Annotated in this window: 21 protein-coding genes; 15 read left to right on the top strand and 6 right to left on the bottom strand. The window is 71.3% G+C overall.

What is annotated here, in order from left to right:
• The 3 genes from OG472_RS13540 (at position 1) to OG472_RS13530 (ending at position 2521) form a co-directional block, all read left to right on the top strand.
• A complete protein-coding gene (locus tag OG472_RS13540; RefSeq protein WP_319723223.1) occupies positions 1–948 on the top strand; it encodes a heme o synthase in 948 nt (315 codons plus the stop codon).
• A gap of 15 nt (positions 949–963) precedes the next feature.
• Positions 964–1332: a hypothetical protein gene (locus OG472_RS13535; RefSeq protein ID WP_401600881.1), complete on the top strand. Its 369-nt coding sequence runs from the start codon at positions 964–966 to the stop codon at positions 1330–1332.
• Between the two features lie 94 nt (positions 1333–1426).
• Positions 1427–2521: an amidohydrolase gene (locus OG472_RS13530; RefSeq protein ID WP_405829619.1), complete on the top strand. Its 1095-nt coding sequence runs from the start codon at positions 1427–1429 to the stop codon at positions 2519–2521.
• A 73-nt stretch (positions 2522–2594) separates the two neighbouring features.
• Here OG472_RS13530 and OG472_RS13525 read toward each other — a convergent pair whose 3' ends face one another.
• The 4 genes from OG472_RS13525 to OG472_RS13510 all read right to left on the bottom strand — a co-directional run bounded on the left by OG472_RS13525 (position 2595) and on the right by OG472_RS13510 (position 6496).
• Positions 2595–3584: a heme A synthase gene (locus OG472_RS13525; protein ID WP_401600875.1), complete on the bottom strand. Its 990-nt coding sequence runs from the start codon at positions 3582–3584 to the stop codon at positions 2595–2597.
• Positions 3585–3588: 4 nt separating this feature from the next.
• Positions 3589–4722, bottom strand: coding sequence for a hypothetical protein (locus OG472_RS13520; RefSeq protein WP_405829616.1), 1134 nt, complete (start codon positions 4720–4722; stop codon positions 3589–3591).
• A gap of 68 nt (positions 4723–4790) precedes the next feature.
• A complete protein-coding gene (locus tag OG472_RS13515) occupies positions 4791–5573 on the bottom strand; it encodes an ABC transporter permease (protein WP_405829614.1) in 783 nt (260 codons plus the stop codon).
• Positions 5570–6496 (bottom strand): ABC transporter ATP-binding protein, encoded by a 927-nt coding sequence (locus OG472_RS13510; RefSeq protein WP_361765082.1) that lies wholly within the window; start codon positions 6494–6496, stop codon positions 5570–5572. Before OG472_RS13510 ends, OG472_RS13515 begins: the two co-directional genes overlap by 4 nt.
• Before the next feature lie 387 nt (positions 6497–6883).
• Between OG472_RS13510 and OG472_RS13505 the strand changes: the two genes are divergently transcribed.
• The 9 genes from OG472_RS13505 to OG472_RS13465 all read left to right on the top strand — a co-directional run bounded on the left by OG472_RS13505 (position 6884) and on the right by OG472_RS13465 (position 15023).
• A complete protein-coding gene (locus OG472_RS13505) occupies positions 6884–7645 on the top strand; it encodes a metalloregulator ArsR/SmtB family transcription factor (protein ID WP_361765085.1) in 762 nt (253 codons plus the stop codon).
• Positions 7642–9057: a Fe-S cluster assembly protein SufB gene (gene sufB / locus OG472_RS13500; RefSeq protein WP_214930288.1), complete on the top strand. Its 1416-nt coding sequence runs from the start codon at positions 7642–7644 to the stop codon at positions 9055–9057. The genes OG472_RS13505 and sufB overlap by 4 nt, the downstream gene beginning before the upstream one ends.
• Positions 9058–9117: 60 nt before the next feature.
• A complete protein-coding gene (gene sufD / locus OG472_RS13495; protein ID WP_383569236.1) occupies positions 9118–10296 on the top strand; it encodes a Fe-S cluster assembly protein SufD in 1179 nt (392 codons plus the stop codon).
• On the top strand, positions 10296–10613 hold the full coding sequence (locus OG472_RS13490) for a bifunctional 3-phenylpropionate/cinnamic acid dioxygenase ferredoxin subunit (RefSeq protein WP_319723179.1): 318 nt from the start codon (positions 10296–10298) through the stop codon (positions 10611–10613). Before sufD ends, OG472_RS13490 begins: the two co-directional genes overlap by 1 nt.
• A gap of 7 nt (positions 10614–10620) precedes the next feature.
• Positions 10621–11385, top strand: a complete 765-nt coding sequence (gene sufC / locus OG472_RS13485) for a Fe-S cluster assembly ATPase SufC (protein WP_327413315.1) — start codon at positions 10621–10623, stop codon at positions 11383–11385.
• Entirely contained in the window at positions 11382–12638 is a 1257-nt protein-coding gene (locus OG472_RS13480) for a cysteine desulfurase (protein WP_189973804.1), read from the top strand. The genes sufC and OG472_RS13480 overlap by 4 nt, the downstream gene beginning before the upstream one ends.
• Before the next feature lie 36 nt (positions 12639–12674).
• The gene (gene sufU, locus OG472_RS13475) at positions 12675–13136 is read left to right on the top strand and encodes a Fe-S cluster assembly sulfur transfer protein SufU (RefSeq protein WP_319723175.1); all 462 of its coding nucleotides are present in this window, start codon (positions 12675–12677) and stop codon (positions 13134–13136) included.
• Positions 13133–13477: a metal-sulfur cluster assembly factor gene (locus OG472_RS13470; protein ID WP_030388904.1), complete on the top strand. Its 345-nt coding sequence runs from the start codon at positions 13133–13135 to the stop codon at positions 13475–13477. The genes sufU and OG472_RS13470 overlap by 4 nt, the downstream gene beginning before the upstream one ends.
• 214 nt (positions 13478–13691) lie before the next feature.
• Positions 13692–15023 (top strand): hypothetical protein, encoded by a 1332-nt coding sequence (locus tag OG472_RS13465; protein WP_405943171.1) that lies wholly within the window; start codon positions 13692–13694, stop codon positions 15021–15023.
• On the opposite strand, the gene OG472_RS13460 is transcribed toward OG472_RS13465, so the two are convergent.
• Positions 15007–15849 carry a hypothetical protein gene (locus OG472_RS13460; protein ID WP_405829611.1) on the bottom strand — a complete coding sequence of 281 codons (843 nt, stop codon included), beginning with the start codon at positions 15847–15849 and terminating at the stop codon, positions 15007–15009. The genes OG472_RS13465 and OG472_RS13460 overlap by 17 nt on opposite strands.
• A 126-nt stretch (positions 15850–15975) precedes the next feature.
• On the opposite strand from OG472_RS13460, the gene OG472_RS13455 reads away from it, so the two are divergent.
• Both OG472_RS13455 and OG472_RS13450 read left to right on the top strand, forming a co-directional pair.
• A complete protein-coding gene (locus OG472_RS13455) occupies positions 15976–16296 on the top strand; it encodes a DMT family transporter (protein ID WP_401600858.1) in 321 nt (106 codons plus the stop codon).
• Entirely contained in the window at positions 16296–16847 is a 552-nt protein-coding gene (locus OG472_RS13450; protein ID WP_383569250.1) for a TetR/AcrR family transcriptional regulator, read from the top strand. The genes OG472_RS13455 and OG472_RS13450 overlap by 1 nt, the downstream gene beginning before the upstream one ends.
• A 96-nt stretch (positions 16848–16943) precedes the next feature.
• Here the strand turns inward: OG472_RS13450 and OG472_RS13445 are convergent, their stop codons facing one another.
• Complete coding sequence (locus tag OG472_RS13445) at positions 16944–17819, bottom strand: winged helix-turn-helix transcriptional regulator (protein WP_401600855.1); 876 nt, start codon at positions 17817–17819, stop codon at positions 16944–16946.
• Positions 17820–17895: 76 nt separating this feature from the next.
• Between OG472_RS13445 and OG472_RS13440 the strand changes: the two genes are divergently transcribed.
• Positions 17896–19143, top strand: a complete 1248-nt coding sequence (locus OG472_RS13440; RefSeq protein ID WP_401600853.1) for an MFS transporter — start codon at positions 17896–17898, stop codon at positions 19141–19143.
• Position 19144 lies beyond the last annotated feature (1 nt).

Raw genomic sequence — 19144 nt, 5'->3', positions numbered from 1 at the left:
GTGTGCGTGACGGCCGTCGAATCCCGTCCAGCGGCGGTGCTCGGGACGAGCCCCGGTCACCGGCCGTTCGGGACCCGCGTCATGGCTTTCGTGGCATTGACCAAGCCGCGGATCATCGAACTTCTGCTGATCACCACAGTGCCGGTGATGTTCCTTGCCGAGCAGGGCGTGCCGTCCCTGTGGCTGGTCCTCGTGACCTGCTTCGGCGGCTACTTGTCCGCGGGCGGCGCCAACGCGCTGAACATGTACATCGACCGCGACATCGACGCGCTGATGGACCGGACCTCGCAGCGCCCGCTGGTGACCGGCATGGTCAGCCCGCGGGAGTGCCTGGCCTTCGGCCTCACCCTCGCGGTGGTCTCCACCCTGTTCTTCGGCCTGCTCGTCAACTGGCTCTCGGCGGCCCTGTCGCTCGGCGCGCTCCTCTTCTACGTCGTGGTCTACACGATGCTGCTGAAGCGGCGCACCGCGCAGAACATCGTCTGGGGCGGCATCGCGGGCTGCATGCCGGTGCTCATCGGCTGGTCCGCGGTGACGAACGAGCTCTCCTGGGCCGCGGTCATCCTCTTCCTCGTCATCTTCTTCTGGACGCCGCCGCACTACTGGCCGCTGTCGATGAAGGTGAAGGACGACTACGCCCGGGCCGGCGTGCCGATGCTCCCCGTCGTTGCGGGCAACAAGGCCGTGGCGCGCCAGATCGTCCTCTACAGCTGGGTGATGGTGGCGGTCTCGCTGCTGCTGACCCCGCTGGGGTACACCGGCTGGTTCTACACCGCGGTCGCGCTGGCGGCGGGCGGCTGGTGGCTGTGGGAGGCGCACGCGCTGCACGCACGCGCCAAGGCGGGCGTGACGGGCGTGAAGCTCAAGGAGATGCGCCTGTTCCACTGGTCGATCACCTACGTGTCGCTGCTGTTCGTGGCGGTGGCCGTGGATCCCTTCCTCCGTTGATTACTCGCCGGTAGCATGCCTTCCATGGGAGACACCGCAGAGACCGCAGGCGCAGCGGACACCGCAGGCGCCGCGGACAAGAAGCAGGACCGTACGGCGGCGAAGCTCGCCAAGCAGATCGGCGCCTTCGCCAAGCAGCACGGCGGCGCCGAGGGCCAGCTCGCCCACATCGGCCAGGCCGGCACCCGGATCGTGCTCGTGGGTTCGGACGGCGGCTGGGGCGACCTGGTGGCGCCGACCTTCGCGGTGGCGCAGCTCGCCGCCGAGAAGGCCGGGCTGACCCTCCACGAAGAGTTCGACGGGGAGTTCGCGGCGCGCGTGCGCACCGGCCCGTACGAGTGGACGCGGATGGCCGGCATCCAGCTCGGCGGACACGAGAACTAGGTTCTCGGTCAACAGCGCGAGCAACACCTCACACCCCGCTCACCCGTTAGGACGTGTGGAAGCCCCTTCCTCACGTCCGCAACGGGATGCCCGGATGATCGAAACGCCGCCCCTGGTGGACCAGTACTGCCACGGAGTACTCCGTACGGAGCTGGGCCTGGGCACCTTCGAGGCCGAGCTGGTCCGCTCGGCAGGCCCGCCTGCCGCGGGCACCACCTTCTTCGACACCCAGACCGGTTTCGCGGTGCGCCGCTGGTGCTCGCCGCTGCTGGGCCTGGAGCCGCACGCCGCCCCCGCCCGCTATCTGGCCCGGCGGCGCGAGCTGGGCGCGGCCGAGACCGCGCGGCGGCTGCTCAGGGGGTCCGGGGTCGCCGCCTACCTGGTCGACACCGGGGTGGCCGGGGACCTCACCGGGCCCAAGGAGCTGGCTCTCGCCGGGGACGCCGAGGCCTTCGAATCGGTCCGGCTGGAGTTACTGGCCGAGCAGGTCGCCGACACCTCCGGCACGGTGTCCGCCTTCCTCGCCAATCTCGCCGAGGCCGTCCACCACGCCGCCGCCGGGGCCGCGGCCTTCACCTGCGCGGCCGCCTTCGACGGCGAGGGCGCCCCGGCCCTCGCGCCCGAGCCGCCCGGTCCGGGCGAGGTGCGCGGGGCGGCCGGACGGTGGCTGGCCGGGCGGTCCAGGGGCGGGGCCGTACGGGACCCCGTACTCCTGCGGCACCTGTTGTGGAGCGCGGTGTCGTCCGGGCTGCCGCTCCAGCTGCACACGGACGCGGCCGATCCGGCGCCGCTGACGGAGTTCGTACGGGCCACCGCGGGCCTGGGCGCACGGCTGGTGCTGCTCGGCGGACATCCGCACCACCACCGGCACGCGGCGCGGCTCGCGGCGGCCTTCCCGCACGTCTACGCCGACACCGGGCCGGCCCTCGGGCGGACCGGGGCGGGGGCCGCGGCGGTCCTGGCCGAGCTGCTGGAACTCGCGCCGTTCGGGAAACTGCTCTTCTCCAGCGGCGGCCGGCGGCTGCCGGAACTGCACGCGGTGGGCGCCCTGGTGTTCCGGGAGGCGCTGGGCCGGGTGCTGGGCGGCTGGGTCGCGGAGGGGTCCTGGTCCTGGCGCGACGCGGAGCGCGTGGCCGCCATGGTCGCGGCGGGCAACGCCCGCCGCGTCTACCGACTGGACGGCCCTTAGCGCACGCGCGCCCGGCGCACGCGGCCCCCCGGTCCACGCACCCCCCGGCCCGCGTCCCTCAAGCCCGCACGGCTCAGACGGCGGAGAGCTGCGGGTCGCCCTGGGCCGGGATCCCCGCCTGCTCGGACGGCCGCTCGCGCAGGCTCAGCGCGACCCGGAGCACGGCGATCCACACCAGGCAGGAGCCCAGCATGTGCGCGGCGACGAGGAGCTCGGGCAGGTCGGTGAAGAACTGCACGTAGCCGATGCCGCCCTGGGCGAGCAGCACGATCAGCAGGTCGCGGGCGCGCGCCCGGGTGTCGACGGGGGCGTCGACCACGCGCAGCACCAGCCACATCGCGACGGCCAGGGCGCACACCAGCCAGGCGGCGACGGCGTGCACGTGGGCGGTGGCCGTCCAGTCGAACGGCATCCGCCGGATCTCGCTGCTGTCGCCGGCGTGCGGTCCGGAACCGGTGACCACCGTGCCCGCCGCGATCAGCACGAGGGTGGTGACGATCAGCGCCCACGACAGCTTCCGCACCGGGCCCGGCACGCGCGGGCGGGGGGCGGTGTCGCCCTCGCCGGTGCGCTGCCAGGTGACGGTCGTCACCGCGATGAGCGCGGTGGCGAGCAGGAAGTGCCCCGCCACGCTGTACGGGTTGAGGCCCGTCATGACGGTGATGCCGCCGAGCACGGCGTTGGCCATCACGACGACGAACTGGACCCAGCCGAGCTGCGTCAGCGAGTGGCGCCAGGGCTTGGCCGAGCGCGCCGCGAGGATGATCCAGCCGACGGCCGCGCTGAGGACGTACGTCAGCATCCGGTTGCCGAACTCGATGGCGCCGTGGAAGCCCTGGGCCTGCGTCGCGATCAGGCTGTCGTCGGTGCACTTGGGCCAGGTGTCGCAGCCGAGACCGGATCCGGTCAGCCGCACCGCGCCGCCGGTGACGACAATGGCCACGCTCATGACGAGGGCGGCGAGTGCCGCGCGCCGGACGATCCGGGGTGACGGAGTCCAGCGGTCGGCGATGTAAGCGAAGGGGTTCAACACGGCACCTATCGTAGGCGGCGCCTTGTGCAAAGTTTCACGAGGGGGTGGCCGTGGGGGCGTCGGGGCCCGCGACCAGCCGGAACCTCGCCCCGGCCGGGTCGCCCTCCTCGTGCCACCACACTCGGATGCGCCAAGGGACGCCGTCGCCCGGGTAGTCCGCCGATCCCGTGAACCCCCGTATCAATTCGCCCGCTACATCCTCGGCTGTCCGGTTCCTCACCTCTGTGGCGCTGTGCCATGGATGGGGGAGTATGTGCCACAGCCCGTCAGGGCCGCGCACCTCGACGCGCCACACCGCGAGCCAGGGTGTGACCTCCAGCATCGTCCGCACCTGTTCGGGGTCGAGGCGCAGCCGGGCCGCAACCTCGGACTCCTCCACGCCCTGGATGCGGGCGGCCACCACGGCCTGCGGCAGCAGCCGTTCGGGCATCAGCCTCCGTGCGCGCAGGCCGACCAGGGACTCGAAGGCCAGGAAGCGCAGCCGCAGTTCCAGCTGGCGGCCGATGTGGTCGAGGGCCTCCTCGGCCTCCTCCGACTCCTCGGCGCCGGGATCCGCGAGCAGCAGCTGCCGGAAGTCGGACTCCGCGTCCACGGCCCAGGCCACCGCGTCCTCGGCGAAGCCCAGCTCGGCGAGGCGGTCGCCGAGGAACACCTTGGCCTGGGCGAGGCCCCGACGGTTGACCGGATCGTGCTGGTCCAGGCCCGCCCACACCTCCACCGCGGTCCGGGTCAGATCACGGGCGCGCTCACCGGCCGCCCGCTCCATGGCGCTCGGACCCTCGGTGGCGGCCGGGCCCAGCGGGTGCTTCGGCAGCCGGGCCTCGTCGCTCAGCGGCCAGGCCAGCCACACCCCGTGGTTGATCAGCCCGCGGGCGTACCAGCGGGCGAACTCGGCGGAGTGCCGGGCCGCGCGCTCGGAGCTGCGCAGCCCCTCCTCGATCGTGGCCAGCGCACCCGCCCGGTCCCCCGTGGCGAACCGCAGGGCGGCCCGGTCGGCGAGCCGGAGCCCGAGCAGCGCGGTGCACTGCGGGTCGTCCGTGAGGGCGCGCAGGGCGCCGATGAGCTCGTCGAGGAGCCGTTCGCGCTCCTCCGGTCCCGCGTGCGCCGCCCCCGACCGCACCTGTGCCCACTGCTCGTCCAGCCGAAGTACGGCCTCCCGCTGCACCATGTCCGCCCCCCGGCTTCATGTGTGGAGGCGCCCATCCTCGCGGCAATCTCAGCGGGAGGGGAAGGGTTTCATTCCCAGCGGAAGAGCCGCGCGGCGGCGCCCAGACCGAGTACGGCCCAGCCGGCGAGCACGGCGGCGTCGCCCCACGGCAGCGCGGCCCCGTGCTGGAGCACCTCGCGCAGACCGTCGGAGAGGGCCGAGATGGGCAGCAGCCCCAGGACGGACTGCACCGCCTCCGGGAACTTCTCCATGGGGACGATCACCCCGCCGCCGACGAGCAGCAGCAGGAAGACCAGGTTGGCGGCGGCCAGGGTCATCTCGGCCTTGAGGGTGCCCGCCATCAGCAGTCCCAGCCCGGAGAAGGCGGCCGTGCCGAGCAGGATCAGCGCGGCGACCGACAGCGGGTTCCCGTGCGGGGACCAGCCCAGGGCGAGGGCGATCACCGTCAGCAGGGCGATCTGCAGTACCTCGGTGACCAGCACCGACAGGGTCTTGGCGGCCATCAGGGCCCAGCGCGGCAGCGGGGAGGCCCCGAGCCGCTTGAGGATCCCGTAGCGGCGGTCGAAGCCGGTGGCGATGGCCTGGCCCGTGAAGGCGGTGGACATCACGGCGAGCGCCAGGATGCCGGGGGCGAGGAAGTCCACGGACTTCCCGGAGCCCCCTTCCTCGACGGGCACGGTGATGATGTCGACGGCGGAGAACAGGGTCAGCAGCAGCGCCGGGATGATCACGGTGAGCAGCAGCTGCTCCCCGTTGCGCAGCAGCATCCGGGTCTCCAGAGCCGTCTGCGCGAGGATCATGCGGGACACGGGCGCGGCCCCCGGATGGGGGGTGAACGTACCGGCGCTCATGCGCGCAGCTCCTTACCGGTCAGTTCGAGGAACACGTCTTCGAGGGTGTGCCGCTCCACCGTGAGGCTGTCCGGCATCACGCCGTGCTGCGCGCACCAGGAGGCGACGGTGGCCAGCAGCTGCGGGTGGACGTCGCCGGTGACCCGGTAGGTGCCCGGGAGCAGCTCGGCGGCCTGGGTGCCGTCGGGCAGCGCCTTCAGCAGCGAGGCGAGGTCGAGGGAGGGGCGGCCGGTGAAGCGCAGGGTGTTCTCGGCGCCGCCCCGGCAGAGCTGCTCGGGGCTGCCGTGGGCGATGACCCGGCCCGCGTCCACGATGGCGACCTCGTCCGAGAGCTGCTCGGCCTCGTCCATGTGGTGGGTGGTGAGGACGACGGTGACCCCGTCGGTGCGCAGCTCGCGTACGAGGTCCCAGGTCGCGCGGCGGGCCTGCGGGTCCAGTCCGGCGGTGGGCTCGTCCAGGAAGACCAGCTCGGGGCGGCCCACGACGGCCATGGCCAGGGCCAGGCGCTGCTGCTGGCCGCCGGAGAGCCGGCGGTAGGCGGTGCGGCCGCAGCCGCCGAGTCCGAGGCGTTCCACCAGGGTGTCGACGTCGAGCGGGTCGGCGTACAGCTTGGCCATGTGGCGCAGCATCTCGACCGCGCGGGCCCCGGAGTAGACGCCTCCGGACTGGAGCATCACACCGATCCGCGGGCGCAGCGCCCCGGCCTGGGCGACCGGGTCGAGGCCGAGGACGCGGACGGTGCCGGCGTCGGGGCGGTGGTAGCCCTCGCAGGTCTCCACCGTGGTCGTCTTGCCCGCGCCGTTGGGACCGAGGACCGCCGTGACGGAGGCCGTGCGGACGGTGAGGTCCAGGCCGTCCACCGCGGTCTTGGTGCCGTACCGCTTCACCAGTCCGCGGATCTCCACGGCGGGGTCGTTGCTCATGAAGGGTGAGTCTACGGAGCCGGGGGAGGGTCCACGGGCCCCGGGGTCGGGGGGCTGCGGACCCCGGTGGAGGGTGTGCGGGCCGCTTATTCACGACCGCGGCGTAGTGAAGAGGGGTTCTTTTCGGTCCGCCGTCCCGGACGGCCCGGCCGCTTTCCGTGATCTTTTCCGGAACTTGATGTTCACCTCCCCGGGAAACGTCACGGGCGGAGGTGTGCTGGTGGGAGCCGTGTACCGGCGTTCCGGAGCCGGTCGGGGAGAGGGCGGAATGCCTCCCTCCAAATAACTCTGCGTCGATAGATTAGGTAACCCTTAGTGATGGAGGCCACCAGGAGTGGCATCCGTCACGGCTTGTCGGGGCTCGACTAATTACGCAACAATGGCGTTGTGAAATACGGCGAACGGCAGATCGAGACCCCCCAGGGGGAGCTCGCCACCGGGGAGCGGTCAACCCGCAACCGAGTGGCGCGCTCGATCCTGGACCACGGTCCGTCCACCGTCGCCGACCTCGCCCAGCGTCTCGGCCTCACCCAGGCCGCCGTCCGCCGCCACCTCGACACGCTCGTCACCGACGACGTGGTCGAACCCCGTGAGCAGCGTGTGTACGGTGCGCGTACCCGGGGTCGGCCCGCCAAGGTCTTCGCGCTCACCGACTGCGGCCGCGACGCCTTCGACCAGTCCTACGACACGCTCGCCGCGGACGCCCTGCGCTGGATCGCGCAGTCGGTCGGCGGCGGCGAGCAGGGCGAGGCGGCCGTCGCCGCCTTCGCCAGGTCGCGGATGGAGACGCAGGCGCGCGCCTACCGGGAAGCAATGGAGGCGGCTGCTCCCGGGGACCGCACGGAGGCCCTGGCCAAGGCGTTGACCGCAGACGGGTACGCTGCTACGGCGAAGAGCGCTCCCGGTCCGCACAGCGGTGAGCAGCTCTGCCAGCACCACTGCCCGGTCGCCCATGTGGCCGAGCAGTTCCCGCAGCTCTGCGAGGCGGAGACCGAGGTCTTCTCACGCCTGCTCGGGACGCATGTGCAGCGCCTCGCCACCATCGCCCACGGCGACGGAGTGTGCACCACGTTCATTCCGCGCAGCGCGAGCACCACACAGACCGACACATCAGTATCTGCAAGTACGGCCGGGAGGAACCCCGCATGACCACGGAGACTGCTCACCCTGAGCTCGATGGCCTGGGCACCTACGAATACGGCTGGGCCGACTCCGACGCGGCCGGTGCCGCTGCCAAGCGGGGTCTGTCCGAGGATGTCGTCCGCGACATCTCGGCGAAGAAGTCCGAGCCGGAGTGGATGCTGAAGCTCCGCCTCAAGGGCCTGAAGCTGTTCGACAAGAAGCCCATGCCGAACTGGGGTTCCGACCTCTCGGGCATCGACTTCGACAACATCAAGTACTTCGTGCGTTCCACCGAGAAGCAGGCCGCTTCGTGGGAGGACCTGCCGGAGGACATCAAGAACACGTACGACAAGCTCGGCATCCCGGAGGCGGAGAAGCAGCGCCTCGTCGCCGGTGTCGCGGCCCAGTACGAGTCCGAGGTCGTCTACCACCAGATCCGTGAGGACCTGGAGGAGCAGGGCGTCATCTTCCTCGACACGGACACCGCGCTCAAGGAGCACCCGGAGCTCTTCCAGGAGTACTTCGGCACGGTCATCCCGGTCGGCGACAACAAGTTCGCGTCGCTGAACACCGCGGTGTGGTCCGGCGGCTCCTTCATCTACGTCCCCAAGGGCGTGAAGGTCGACATCCCGCTCCAGGCCTACTTCCGCATCAACACGGAGAACATGGGCCAGTTCGAGCGGACGCTGATCATCGTCGACGAGGACGCCTACGTCCACTACGTCGAGGGCTGCACCGCCCCGATCTACTCCTCGGACTCGCTGCACAGCGCCGTCGTCGAGATCATCGTCAAGAAGGGCGGCCGCTGCCGCTACACGACGATCCAGAACTGGTCGAACAACGTCTACAACCTGGTCACCAAGCGCGCCGTGGCGTACGAGGGCGCGACCATGGAGTGGATCGACGGCAACATCGGTTCCAAGGTCACCATGAAGTACCCGGCCGTCTACCTGATGGGCGAGCACGCCAAGGGCGAGACCCTCTCCATCGCCTTCGCGGGCGAGGGCCAGCACCAGGACGCCGGCTCCAAGATGGTCCACATGGCGCCGAACACCTCCTCGAACATCGTCTCCAAGTCGGTGGCCCGGGGCGGCGGCCGCACCTCGTACCGAGGCCTGGTCGAGATCGGCGAGGGTGCCCACGGCTCGAAGTCCAACGTGCTGTGCGACGCGCTCCTCGTCGACACCATCTCCCGCTCGGACACGTACCCGTACGTGGACGTCCGTGAGGACGACGTCTCCATGGGCCACGAGGCCACCGTCTCCAAGGTCTCCGACGACCAGCTCTTCTACCTGATGAGCCGCGGTCTGACGGAGTTCGAGGCGATGGCCATGATCGTGCGCGGCTTCGTCGAGCCCATCGCGCGTGAGTTGCCCATGGAGTACGCCCTGGAGCTGAACCGGCTGATCGAGCTGCAGATGGAGGGTTCGGTCGGCTAGTCCCGGCCGCCCGAGTCCCGCAGACATTCTTTGACGTAGGAAGAGAGCACGAAGACAGCCATGGCTGAGGCTCAGAACATTCCGGCGGGTTCGACCACCGCCGGCGCGATCGCGGTGGCCGCCGAGTCCACCGTCGCCACCCGGATGAGTGCCCCCCCGTCCTTCGACGTGGCGGACTTCCCCGTGCCCCACGGCCGCGAGGAGGAGTGGCGCTTCACCCCGCTGGCCCGCCTGCGTGGTCTCCACGACGGCACCGCGGTCGCCGACGGCGCCATCAAGGCCCAGATCGACGCGCCCGAGGGCGTCACGGTCGAGTCGGTGGAGCGCGGCGACGCGCGCATCGGCAAGGCCGGCACCCCCGTGGACCGGATCGCCGCCCAGGCGTTCTCGTCCTTCGCCAAGGCCACGGTCGTCACCGTGCCCAAGGAGGCCGTCCTGACCGAGCCGGTGCGCCTCACGCTGCACGGCGAGGGCGGCACCACCTTCGGGCACACCGTCTTCGACGTGCAGGCCTTCGCCGAGGCCGTCATCGTCATCGACCACACCGGTGACGCCGTGCGCGCCGCCAACGTCGACTTCCTGGTCGGCGACGGCGCCAAGCTCACGGTCGTCTCGGTGCAGGACTGGGACGACACCGCCGTCCACTGCTCGCAGCACAACACGCTGATCGGCCGCGACGCGACCTTCAAGTCGATCGTGGTCACCTTCGGCGGCGACGTCGTCCGCATCCACCCGCGCATCACCTACGCCGGCCCCGGCGGAGAGGCCGAGCTGTTCGGCCTGTACTTCACGGACGCCGGCCAGCACCAGGAGCACCGCCTCCTGGTCAACCACGTCGCGCCGCACTGCAAGTCGAACGTGGTCTACAAGGGCGCGCTCCAGGGCCAGGACGCCCACGCGGTCTGGATCGGTGACGTGCTCATCGAGAAGACCGCCGAGGGCACCGACACCTACGAGATGAACCGCAACCTCGTCCTCACGGACGGTGCGCGGGTCGACTCGGTGCCGAACCTGGAGATCGAGACCGGCGAGATCGTCGGCGCCGGCCACGCCTCGGCGACCGGTCGCTTCGACGACGAGCAGCTCTTCTACCTGCAGGCCCGTGGCATCCCGGCCGACGAGGCCCGCCGTCTGGTCGTCCGCGGCTTCTTCGCCGAGCTCGTCCAGCAGATCGGTGTCCCGGACATCGAGGAGCGTCTGCTCTCGAAGATCGAGACCGAGCTCCAGGGTTCCGTCTGATGAATTACGTCAAGGCCTGCACGCTGAGCGAGCTGGAGGAGAACACCCCGAAGAGGGTGGAACTCGACGGCACGCCGGTGTCCATCGTCTCCACCGACGGGGAGGTGTTCGCGATCAACGACATCTGCTCGCACGCGAACGTCTCGCTCTCGGAGGGCGAGGTCGAGGACTGCATGATCGAGTGCTGGCTGCACGGGTCGGCCTTCGACCTGCGCACCGGCAAGCCCTCCGGTCTGCCCGCGACGCGCCCCGTACCCGTATACCCCGTAAAGATCGAAGGGGACGACGTGCTCGTCTCCCTCACCCAGGAGTCCTGAGGTATCCATGGCAACGCTTGAAATCCACGACCTGCACGTCTCCGTCGAGGCCGAGAACGGCGCCCGCGAGATCCTCAAGGGCGTCGACCTCACCGTCAAGCAGGGTGAGACGCACGCCATCATGGGTCCGAACGGCTCCGGCAAGTCCACCCTCGCGTACTCGCTCGCCGGTCACCCGAAGTACACCGTCACCGGTGGCACCGTGACCCTCGACGGCGAGGACGTCCTGGAGATGTCCGTCGACGAGCGCGCGCGCGCCGGCGTCTTCCTCGCGATGCAGTACCCGGTCGAGGTCCCCGGCGTCTCGGTCTCCAACTTCCTGCGCACCTCGGCCACCGCCATCCGCGGCGAGGCCCCGAAGCTGCGCACCTGGGTGAAGGAGGTCAAGTCCGCGATGGAGCAGCTCTCCATGGACCCGGCCTTCGCCGACCGCAACGTCAACGAGGGCTTCTCCGGCGGTGAGAAGAAGCGCCACGAGATCCTGCAGCTCGAGCTCCTCAAGCCGAAGATCGCGATCCTCGACGAGACCGACTCCGGCCTCGACGTCGACGCGCTGCGCATCGTCTCGGAGGGCGTCAACCGCGTCCGCGAGAGCGGCGAGGTCGGCACCCTGCTGATCACCCACTACACGCGCATCCTGCGCTACATCAAGCCCGACTTCGTGCACGTGTTCGCGAACGGCCGTATCGCCGAGTCCGGTGGCGCCGAGCTCGCCGACCAGCTGGAGGCCGAGGGTTACGACAAGTACGTGAAGGGTGGCGCGACCGCGTGACACAGCTGCCTGGCCTCCTCGACATCGAGGCGATCCGCAAGGACTTCCCCCTGCTGGATCGTGTGGTCCACGACGGGAAGAAGATCGTTTACCTGGACAACGCGGCGACCTCGCAGAAGCCGCGCCAGGTGCTCGATGCGCTGAACGAGTACTACGAGCAGCACAACGCCAACGTCCACCGTGGCGTGCACGTGCTCGCCGAGGAGGCCACGGCGCTGTACGAGGGCGCTCGCGACAAGGTCGCCGCCTTCATCAACGCCCCGAGCCGCGACGAGGTGATCTTCACCAAGAACGCCTCGGAGTCGCTCAACCTGGTCGCGAACATGCTCGGCTGGGCGGACGAGCCCTACCGGGTCGACCGCGAGACCGAGATCGCCATCACGGAGATGGAGCACCACTCCAACATCGTCCCGTGGCAGCTGCTCTCGCAGCGCACCGGCGCGAAGCTGAAGTGGTTCGGCCTCACCGACGACGGCCGGCTCGACCTGTCCAACATCGAAGAGGTCATCACGGAGAAGACGAAGATCGTCTCCTTCACGCTGGTCTCCAACATCATGGGCACGGTCAACCCGGTCGAGGCGATCGTCCGGCGCGCCCAGGACGTCGGCGCCCTGGTGCTGATCGACGCCTCCCAGGCCGCCCCGCACATGCCGCTGGACGTACAGGCGCTCGGCGCCGACTTCGTGGCCTTCACCGGCCACAAGATGTGCGGCCCGACCGGCATCGGCGTCCTCTGGGGCCGCCAGGAGCTCCTGGAAGACCTGCCGCCGTTCCTCGGCGGCGGCGAGATGATCGAGACCGTGTCGATGCACGCCTCGACGTACGCCCCGGCGCCCCACAAGTTCGAGGCCGGTACGCCCCCGATCGCCCAGGCCGTCGGCCTCGGCGCGGCCGTGGACTACCTGTCCGCGATCGGCATGGACAAGATCGCCGCGCACGAGCACGCGATCACCGAGTACGCGATCAAGCGCCTCGCCGAGGTGCCCGACCTGCGGATCATCGGCCCCACCACGGCCGAGGACCGCGGCGCCGCGATCTCCTTCGTCCTCGGCGACATCCACCCGCACGACGTCGGCCAGGTGCTGGACGAGCAGGGCATCGCGGTCCGCGTGGGACACCACTGCGCGCGCCCCGTCTGCCTGCGCTACGGAATTCCTGCGACGACGCGGGCGTCTTTCTACCTGTACTCCTCTCCGGCCGAGGTCGACGCACTGATCGACGGGCTGGAGCACGTACGGAACTTCTTCGGGTGACGACGAGTCGACGACGATGAGGCTGACGAGGACACGGTGAAGCTGGATTCGATGTACCAGGAACTGATCCTGGACCACTACAAGCACCCGCACGGGCGTGGCCTGCGCGACGGCGACGCCGAGGTGCACCACGTCAACCCGACGTGCGGCGACGAGATCACGCTGCGCGTGAAGTACGACGGCGAGACGCTGACCGACGTCTCGTACGAGGGCCAGGGCTGCTCCATCAGCCAGGCCAGCGCGTCCGTACTCAATGAGCTGCTGGTCGGCAAGGAACTGGCCGAGGCGCAGAAGATCCAGGCTGTCTTCCTGGAGATGATGCAGTCCAAGGGCAAGATCGAGCCGGACGAGGCCATGGAGGACGTGCTGGAGGACGCGGTCGCGTTCGTCGGCGTCTCCAAGTACCCGGCTCGCGTGAAGTGTGCTCTGCTGAGTTGGATGGCGTGGAAGGACGCGACCGCCCAGGCTCTGGGCGACGCGGAGAGGAAGACGGCATGACCGAGAACGCGACGCCCGAGGCGTCGATCAAGCCGGCCACCGAGGAAGAGGTCCGCGAGGCCCTCTACGACGTGGTCGACCCCGAGCTGGGCATCGACGTCGTCAATCTGGGCCTGATCTACGGCATCCACATCGACGACGCGAACATCGCCACCCTCGACATGACGCTGACCTCGGCGGCCTGCCCGCTGACGGACGTCATCGAGGACCAGGCGAAGTCGGCGACGGACGGCATCGTCAACGAGCTTCGGATCAACTGGGTCTGGATGCCGCCGTGGGGCCCGGACAAGATCACGGACGACGGTCGTGAGCAGCTCCGCGCGCTCGGCTTCAACGTCTGATCACCCCCAGCTCGCCCAGGAGGGCCCCCGGCACACGCGTGCCGGGGGCCCTCTCGGTTTTCCGGAACGCTGTTCTCCGGCCGGACGGATGGCGTGCACCCGGAGTTGTCCACCGTCACCGAACCTTCTCGACGGCCGTCACGACGTGGCGCCGCATACGAGAGGACCCTCTGTGACCGTTCGTTTCGCCGCCGGGACAGCCGGCGCCGCCGCCCTGCTGATCGTCGGGCTGACCGCGCCCGCACAGGCCGTGACGTACGGGACGCCGACGATCGCCCTGTCCGCGTCCTACCTGTCCGGGGCCGTCGGGGCGACCGGGGACCCGGTCGTGAACGTCACCGTCGGCCAGAGCGGCGCCGACGCCGCCGCCCTCACGGTCAGCGCCTCGGCGTCGAGCAAGGCCTCGGTCGCCGGGACCGGGGACGTCACCGTCACCGGCGCCGGGGCGGTGCGGCAGCTGGCCGTCGCCGCACGCGGCCGCGGCTACACCAACCTCACCGTCAAGGTGACCGGGCTGGGCGGGAAGACCGCCACCAGGGCGCTGTACTACGCGGCATCCGCCGCCGTGCAGAACCCGGCCGACGCGCGTTACTTCACCGGCTCCGCGGACGCCTCGGCCGCCGTGGACGTGGGCGGCGGGTACGCGGTGGTGGCCGACGACGAGTCCAACGTGCTGCGCCTCTACGACCGGTCCCGCTCGGGCGCGCCGGTGAAGACCTGGGACTTCAGCTCGCAGCTCGGCGTCAGCAAGGAGGTGGACATCGAGGGGGCGACCCGGATCGGCGACACCATCTACTGGACGGGCTCGCTCGGCAACAACAAGGACGGCGAGTACAAGGCGCCCCGGAACACGGTGTTCACCACCACGGTGAGCGGGTCCGGCACGGGCACGCAGCTGGCGTACGGGCGCTCGTACAAGAAGCTCCGCGAGGACCTCGTCGCCTGGGACAGGGCGAACGGCAACCGCTACGGCTTCGCGGCGGGCACCGCCGCAGGTGAGGCGCCGAAGCAGATCGACGGATTCAACGTGGAGGGCCTGGAGTTCGCGCCGGGTTCCACGACCACCGCCTACCTGGGCTTCCGCGCCCCGCTGGCGCCGGCCGTGCCGGGAGGCAAGGCCCTGATCGTGCCGGTCACCAACTTCGACCAGGTCCTGGCGAGCGGGGCCCAGGCGGTCTTCGGGACGGGCATCGAGCTGGACCTCGGCGGACTCTCCGTCCGGGACATCCGCAAGAACGCGGCCGGGCAGTACCTGATCCTGGCCGGCTCCTGGGCCGCGGACGACAACTCCGACCCGTACGCGCTCTACCAGTGGGACGGCGTCGCCGGTCACGCCCCGGTCAAGCGGGCCGACCTGCCGACCACCGACCCGGGCGGCTGGGAGGCCGTCGTGGACGTCCCCGACCTGACGGCCGCGGGAGCCCGGGTGCAGCTGATCACCGACAGCGGGTCCGCGGACCTCTACGGGGACGGCACCGAGGCCAAGGACCTGACGCACGCCGAGTGGAAGAAGGCGCGGGCGGCCTGGTTCACGCTGAACCCGTGACCAGGGGCTCCGCCGTGAGCGACCCGGCGGGGTGCTCACGGCGGAGCCGCCGGTCGGCGTAGAGCAGGCCGACGGTCACCTGGGGGAAGGTCAGCAGCAGCGCCGGCGCGAGCAGCACACCCAGGGCGCCGAACCAGTGCAGGAGGACGTATGCGGCCCCCAGCGCGAGCACGCCCGCCGGAGCCGTGACGCACAGGGTCCGCCACCAGCCGCCTCGCACCAGCCCGGCCGACCGGCGCAGGGCCGCCACGGGGCCGAGTCCCTCGTACCCGGAGGCCGTGGGCGCCAGGGCGAAGAGCACGGCGAGCCACAGGGCGACCGGCGCCAGGGGGAGCAGCGCGAGCGGAGGCAGCCCGGCGGCGAAGGCGGCGGCGCCCGGTCCGGCGGCGGCGAGCAGGGCCAGCAGCCGGGCGCCGAGCACCGCGGGGGTCCGGGGCAGGGCGGCGCGCAGCAGCTCGCGCACCGCCACGCGCCGCCCGAGCACGGCCGGCCGGAGCAGGGCCGCGGCCAGGGCGCCGGCCAGGGCCCAGCTGAACAGCAGGAACAGGGCGACGGCCGGGAAGAGGGCGTAGACGAAGGCCCGGCTGCCGGCGGTACGGGTCAGGGAGGCGAGGGTGGCCGCCCCGGCGACGGCGGCGACCAGCAGCAGCGCGCCGAGCTGGCCGAGGAGCAGGGCGCCGACCAAGCGGCCGCCGTACCGGCGCAGGGTGGCGAGGGCGCCGCCGAGGATCTCCCCCGGTGAGAGCGGGCGCAGGGGTATGACCCCCGGCCGGGGAGAGCGCGGGGGCAGCCAGCCGCCGCCCTGATGGGTCCAATGCTGCGCCATGCGCGGGCCGCCCCTTCGTCTCCCCAGGAGGCGGACAGGGTAGCGCCGCGGGCCGCAGGAGTCCCGGGTCGTGCGGCGGGTCGCTTGTGTGTACAGGTGTACGCATCGATGTGTACCCTTGTACACATGCCCTACGTACTGCTTGCCGCGGCCATCGCCGCCGAGGTCGCCGGAACCACCGCCATGAAGTACAGCGACGGTTTCACGAAGCTGTGGCCCTCGCTGGGCACCCTGCTGGGGTACGTCATCGCCTTCACCCTGCTCGCGCAGACACTGAAGTCGATGTCGGTCGGCACGGCGTACGCCATATGGGCGGGCGTGGGCACCGCCGCCATCGCCGCCATCGGCATCCTGTTCATGGGGGAGGCGGCCACCGCCGCCAAGATCGCCGGGATCGCCCTGGTGATCGGCGGGGTGGTCCTGCTGAACCTCGGCGGAGCGCACTGATGCCCTCCGGCGCGCGACGCTACGACCCGGACCGGCGGCAGCGGATCATCGACGCCGCGATCCGGGTGGTGGAAGCCAAGGGCATCGCGGGGCTGAGCCACCGCAGCGCGGCCGCGGAGGCCGACGTACCGCTCGGGTCGACGACGTACCACTTCAAGACCCTCGACGATCTGCTGGTCGCGGCCCTGCGCCAGGCCAACGAGGGCTTCGCGCGGGCACTGGCGGACTCGCCGGCGCTGGCCGATCCCGACGCGGACCTCGCCCGGGCCCTGGCCCGTCTGCTGGGGGAGTTCCTGGCGGCGGACCGGGGCCGGGTCGAGCTGGAGTACGAGCTCTACCTCGCGGCCCTGCGCCGCCCGGCGCTGCGGCCGGTGGCGGCGCAGTGGTGCGAGGCCGTGTCCGCCGGGCTGGCCTCGCGAACGGATCCGGTGACGGCGCGGGCGCTGGTGGCGGTCATGGACGGCATCGGCCTCCAGGTCCTGCTGACGGACGCCGCGTACGACGAGGAGTACGCCCGCGAGGTCCTGGGGCGGGTGCTGCGGCCGTCCTAGGCGCGGAGCTGCGCCGGCGGGGGCGGGGCTCCGTGCCGTGGCGGCCCGGCCTCGCCGGCCCGGCCCGGAGCGCGGCCCGGCTGACCCGCAGCCCGGCTAACCCGCGGAGCGGACCGTCGCCAGCGCCGCGGCCACGCTCGCCTCGATGTCCCGGATCGGGTAGAACACCTCGCGGATCGTGCGGTCGCGGTCCACGACCAGGGTGAGGCGCTTGATCCGGGTCACGCCCGCCGCCCGGAAGGTCGGCAGGCGCAGCGCCGCCGTCAGTGCGAGGTCCGCGTCCGAGAGGAGCGGGAACCGCAGCCGCTCCTGCTCCGCGAACTCCCCCTGCTCGTCCGGGCGCTGGGACGACACCCCGTGCACGGTGGCGCCGGCCGCGGTGAACTCCGCGAGCTGGTCGCGGTAGGTGCACGACTCGAACGTGCAGCCCTTGGCGCCCGGGATGCCGGCCCAGCCGGGCGGGTAGGACTCGGCGCGCGCGTACGCGCCCGGGAAGCAGTACAGGACCGTGAACGGGGTGTCCGCCACCGGGTCGCTCAGCCCGCCGAAACGGTCCGGCAGCAGCAGCTCCGGCACCCGCGTGCCGCGCAGCGCATGCACCCGTTCCGCCTCCCGCGAGGCCTCGTCGGTCGTCGCCGTCATCTCTCCCTCTCCCAGGACCCAGGTGTCTCCCCAGTCCTGGAGGGCCACCAGGACCGGCAGCAGCCCCCGCCCGCGCGGGGTCAGCCGGTACTCGTGCCGCACCGGGCGCTCCTGGTACGGCTCGCGCGTCAGCACCCCGGCGTCGACGAGCATCTTCAGCCGCTCCGTCAGCACCTTGCGGGACATCCCCAGCTCGCGCTGGAGCTCGTCGAAGCGGTGCAGGCCGCGCGCGGTGTCGCGCACGATCAGCAGCGTCCACCAGTCGCCCACCACGTCGAGGGCCTGGGCGATGGCGCAGTCCGCGTCGCCGAGGTGTGTGCGCTGGGCCATGGGAGCTCCTTTGTCCGTTGACCCGAGGTTGTCATGCTGACATAGTCAGTTCCCAAAGGGAACTTACTCGTCGGATGTGGGGGGCACGGGTGTGCTGCAGGGGTTCAAGGACATACCGAGGGTCGTGTGGCTGCTGGCTGCGGGGGTCTTCGTCAACGCCGTCGTCAGCTTCACCTTCGTCTTCGTCTTCCTCTACCTGACGGGACCGCGCGGCCTCGGCGCCGCCCAGGCCGGCCTGGTGACCGGCATCGGCGGCATCGGCCTGGTCGCCGGAAACTTCACCGGCGGCTGGTACGGGGACCGCTTCGGCCACCGCCGGGTGCTCCTCGTCGCGGCCACCGTGGGCGGCGTGGCCCTGGGAGTCCTCCCGCTGCTGCCCACCCCGCTCCTGTGGGCGGCGCTGCCCCTGGCCCAGTACGCCTCCGGCGTGATCCGTGCCGCCAACTCCGCTCTGGTCGCGGTCACCGTCCCGGAGGGAGCCCGCCGCCAGGCCTTCGCCGTCGTCCGCTGCGTCTCCAACGGCGGATTCACCCTCGGGCCGCCGCTGGGAGCCCTGGTCGCGACCGGGCTCTCCTACGACTGGCTGTTCGTCGCCGACGGCGCCGGCACGCTCCTCTTCGCCCTCTGGACCGCCCGCGTCGTCCCCGCCCGCGGCGCCTCCCGCAAGACCTCCGCGGCCCCGGACGGGGGTCGGGGCCGCGGACTCGCCGCCGAACTGCGGGCCCGGCCCGCCCTGCTGGTGCTGCTCGGCGCCATCCTGGTGACCGACGTCGTCTACCGCCAGCAGTACTCCACCTTCCCCGTCTTCCTCACCGACCACGGGCTGGACCCGCGGGCCTTCGGGCTCGTCATCGCCCTCAACGGCGGGGTGATCCTGCTGCTGGAGCTGCCCGCCGCGGTCGCGCTGCGCGAGCGGCCGGCGCTGCCGGTGATCGGCACCGGGCTGGTGCTGGTCGGAGCCGGGTACGCCGCGCTGCTGCTCGGGGCCGGGATCGCGAGCGCCGTGGCGATGATGGTCCTGCTGAGCCTCGGCGAGATCCTCTACAAGACCACCGCCACCGCCTACGTCGCCGACGAGGCGCCCGAACACGCCGTGGGGCGGTTCCAGAGCCTGTACGCGGGGATCTCCGTCAGCGGGGTCGTCATCGGCCCGCCGCTGGGCGGAGCGCTGTATTCCGTCGCGCCCGGACTGTTGTGGCCGCTGTGCGCGGTGCTGGCGGCGGGGGCGGGCGGGGCGGTGCTGTGGGCGTCCGCACGGCAGCGGCGACACACCCTCCGACCGGCACATGAGACCGGTTCGCAACCTCAGGCCGTCGCCGGTTAGG

The sequence above is a fragment of the Streptomyces sp. NBC_00207 genome, from assembly GCF_045160965.1.
In the GTDB taxonomy this organism is placed as follows: domain Bacteria; phylum Actinomycetota; class Actinomycetes; order Streptomycetales; family Streptomycetaceae; genus Streptomyces.
The sequence above is the reverse complement of the archived record's forward strand: the minus strand, read 5'-3'. Positions and strand labels throughout refer to the sequence as shown.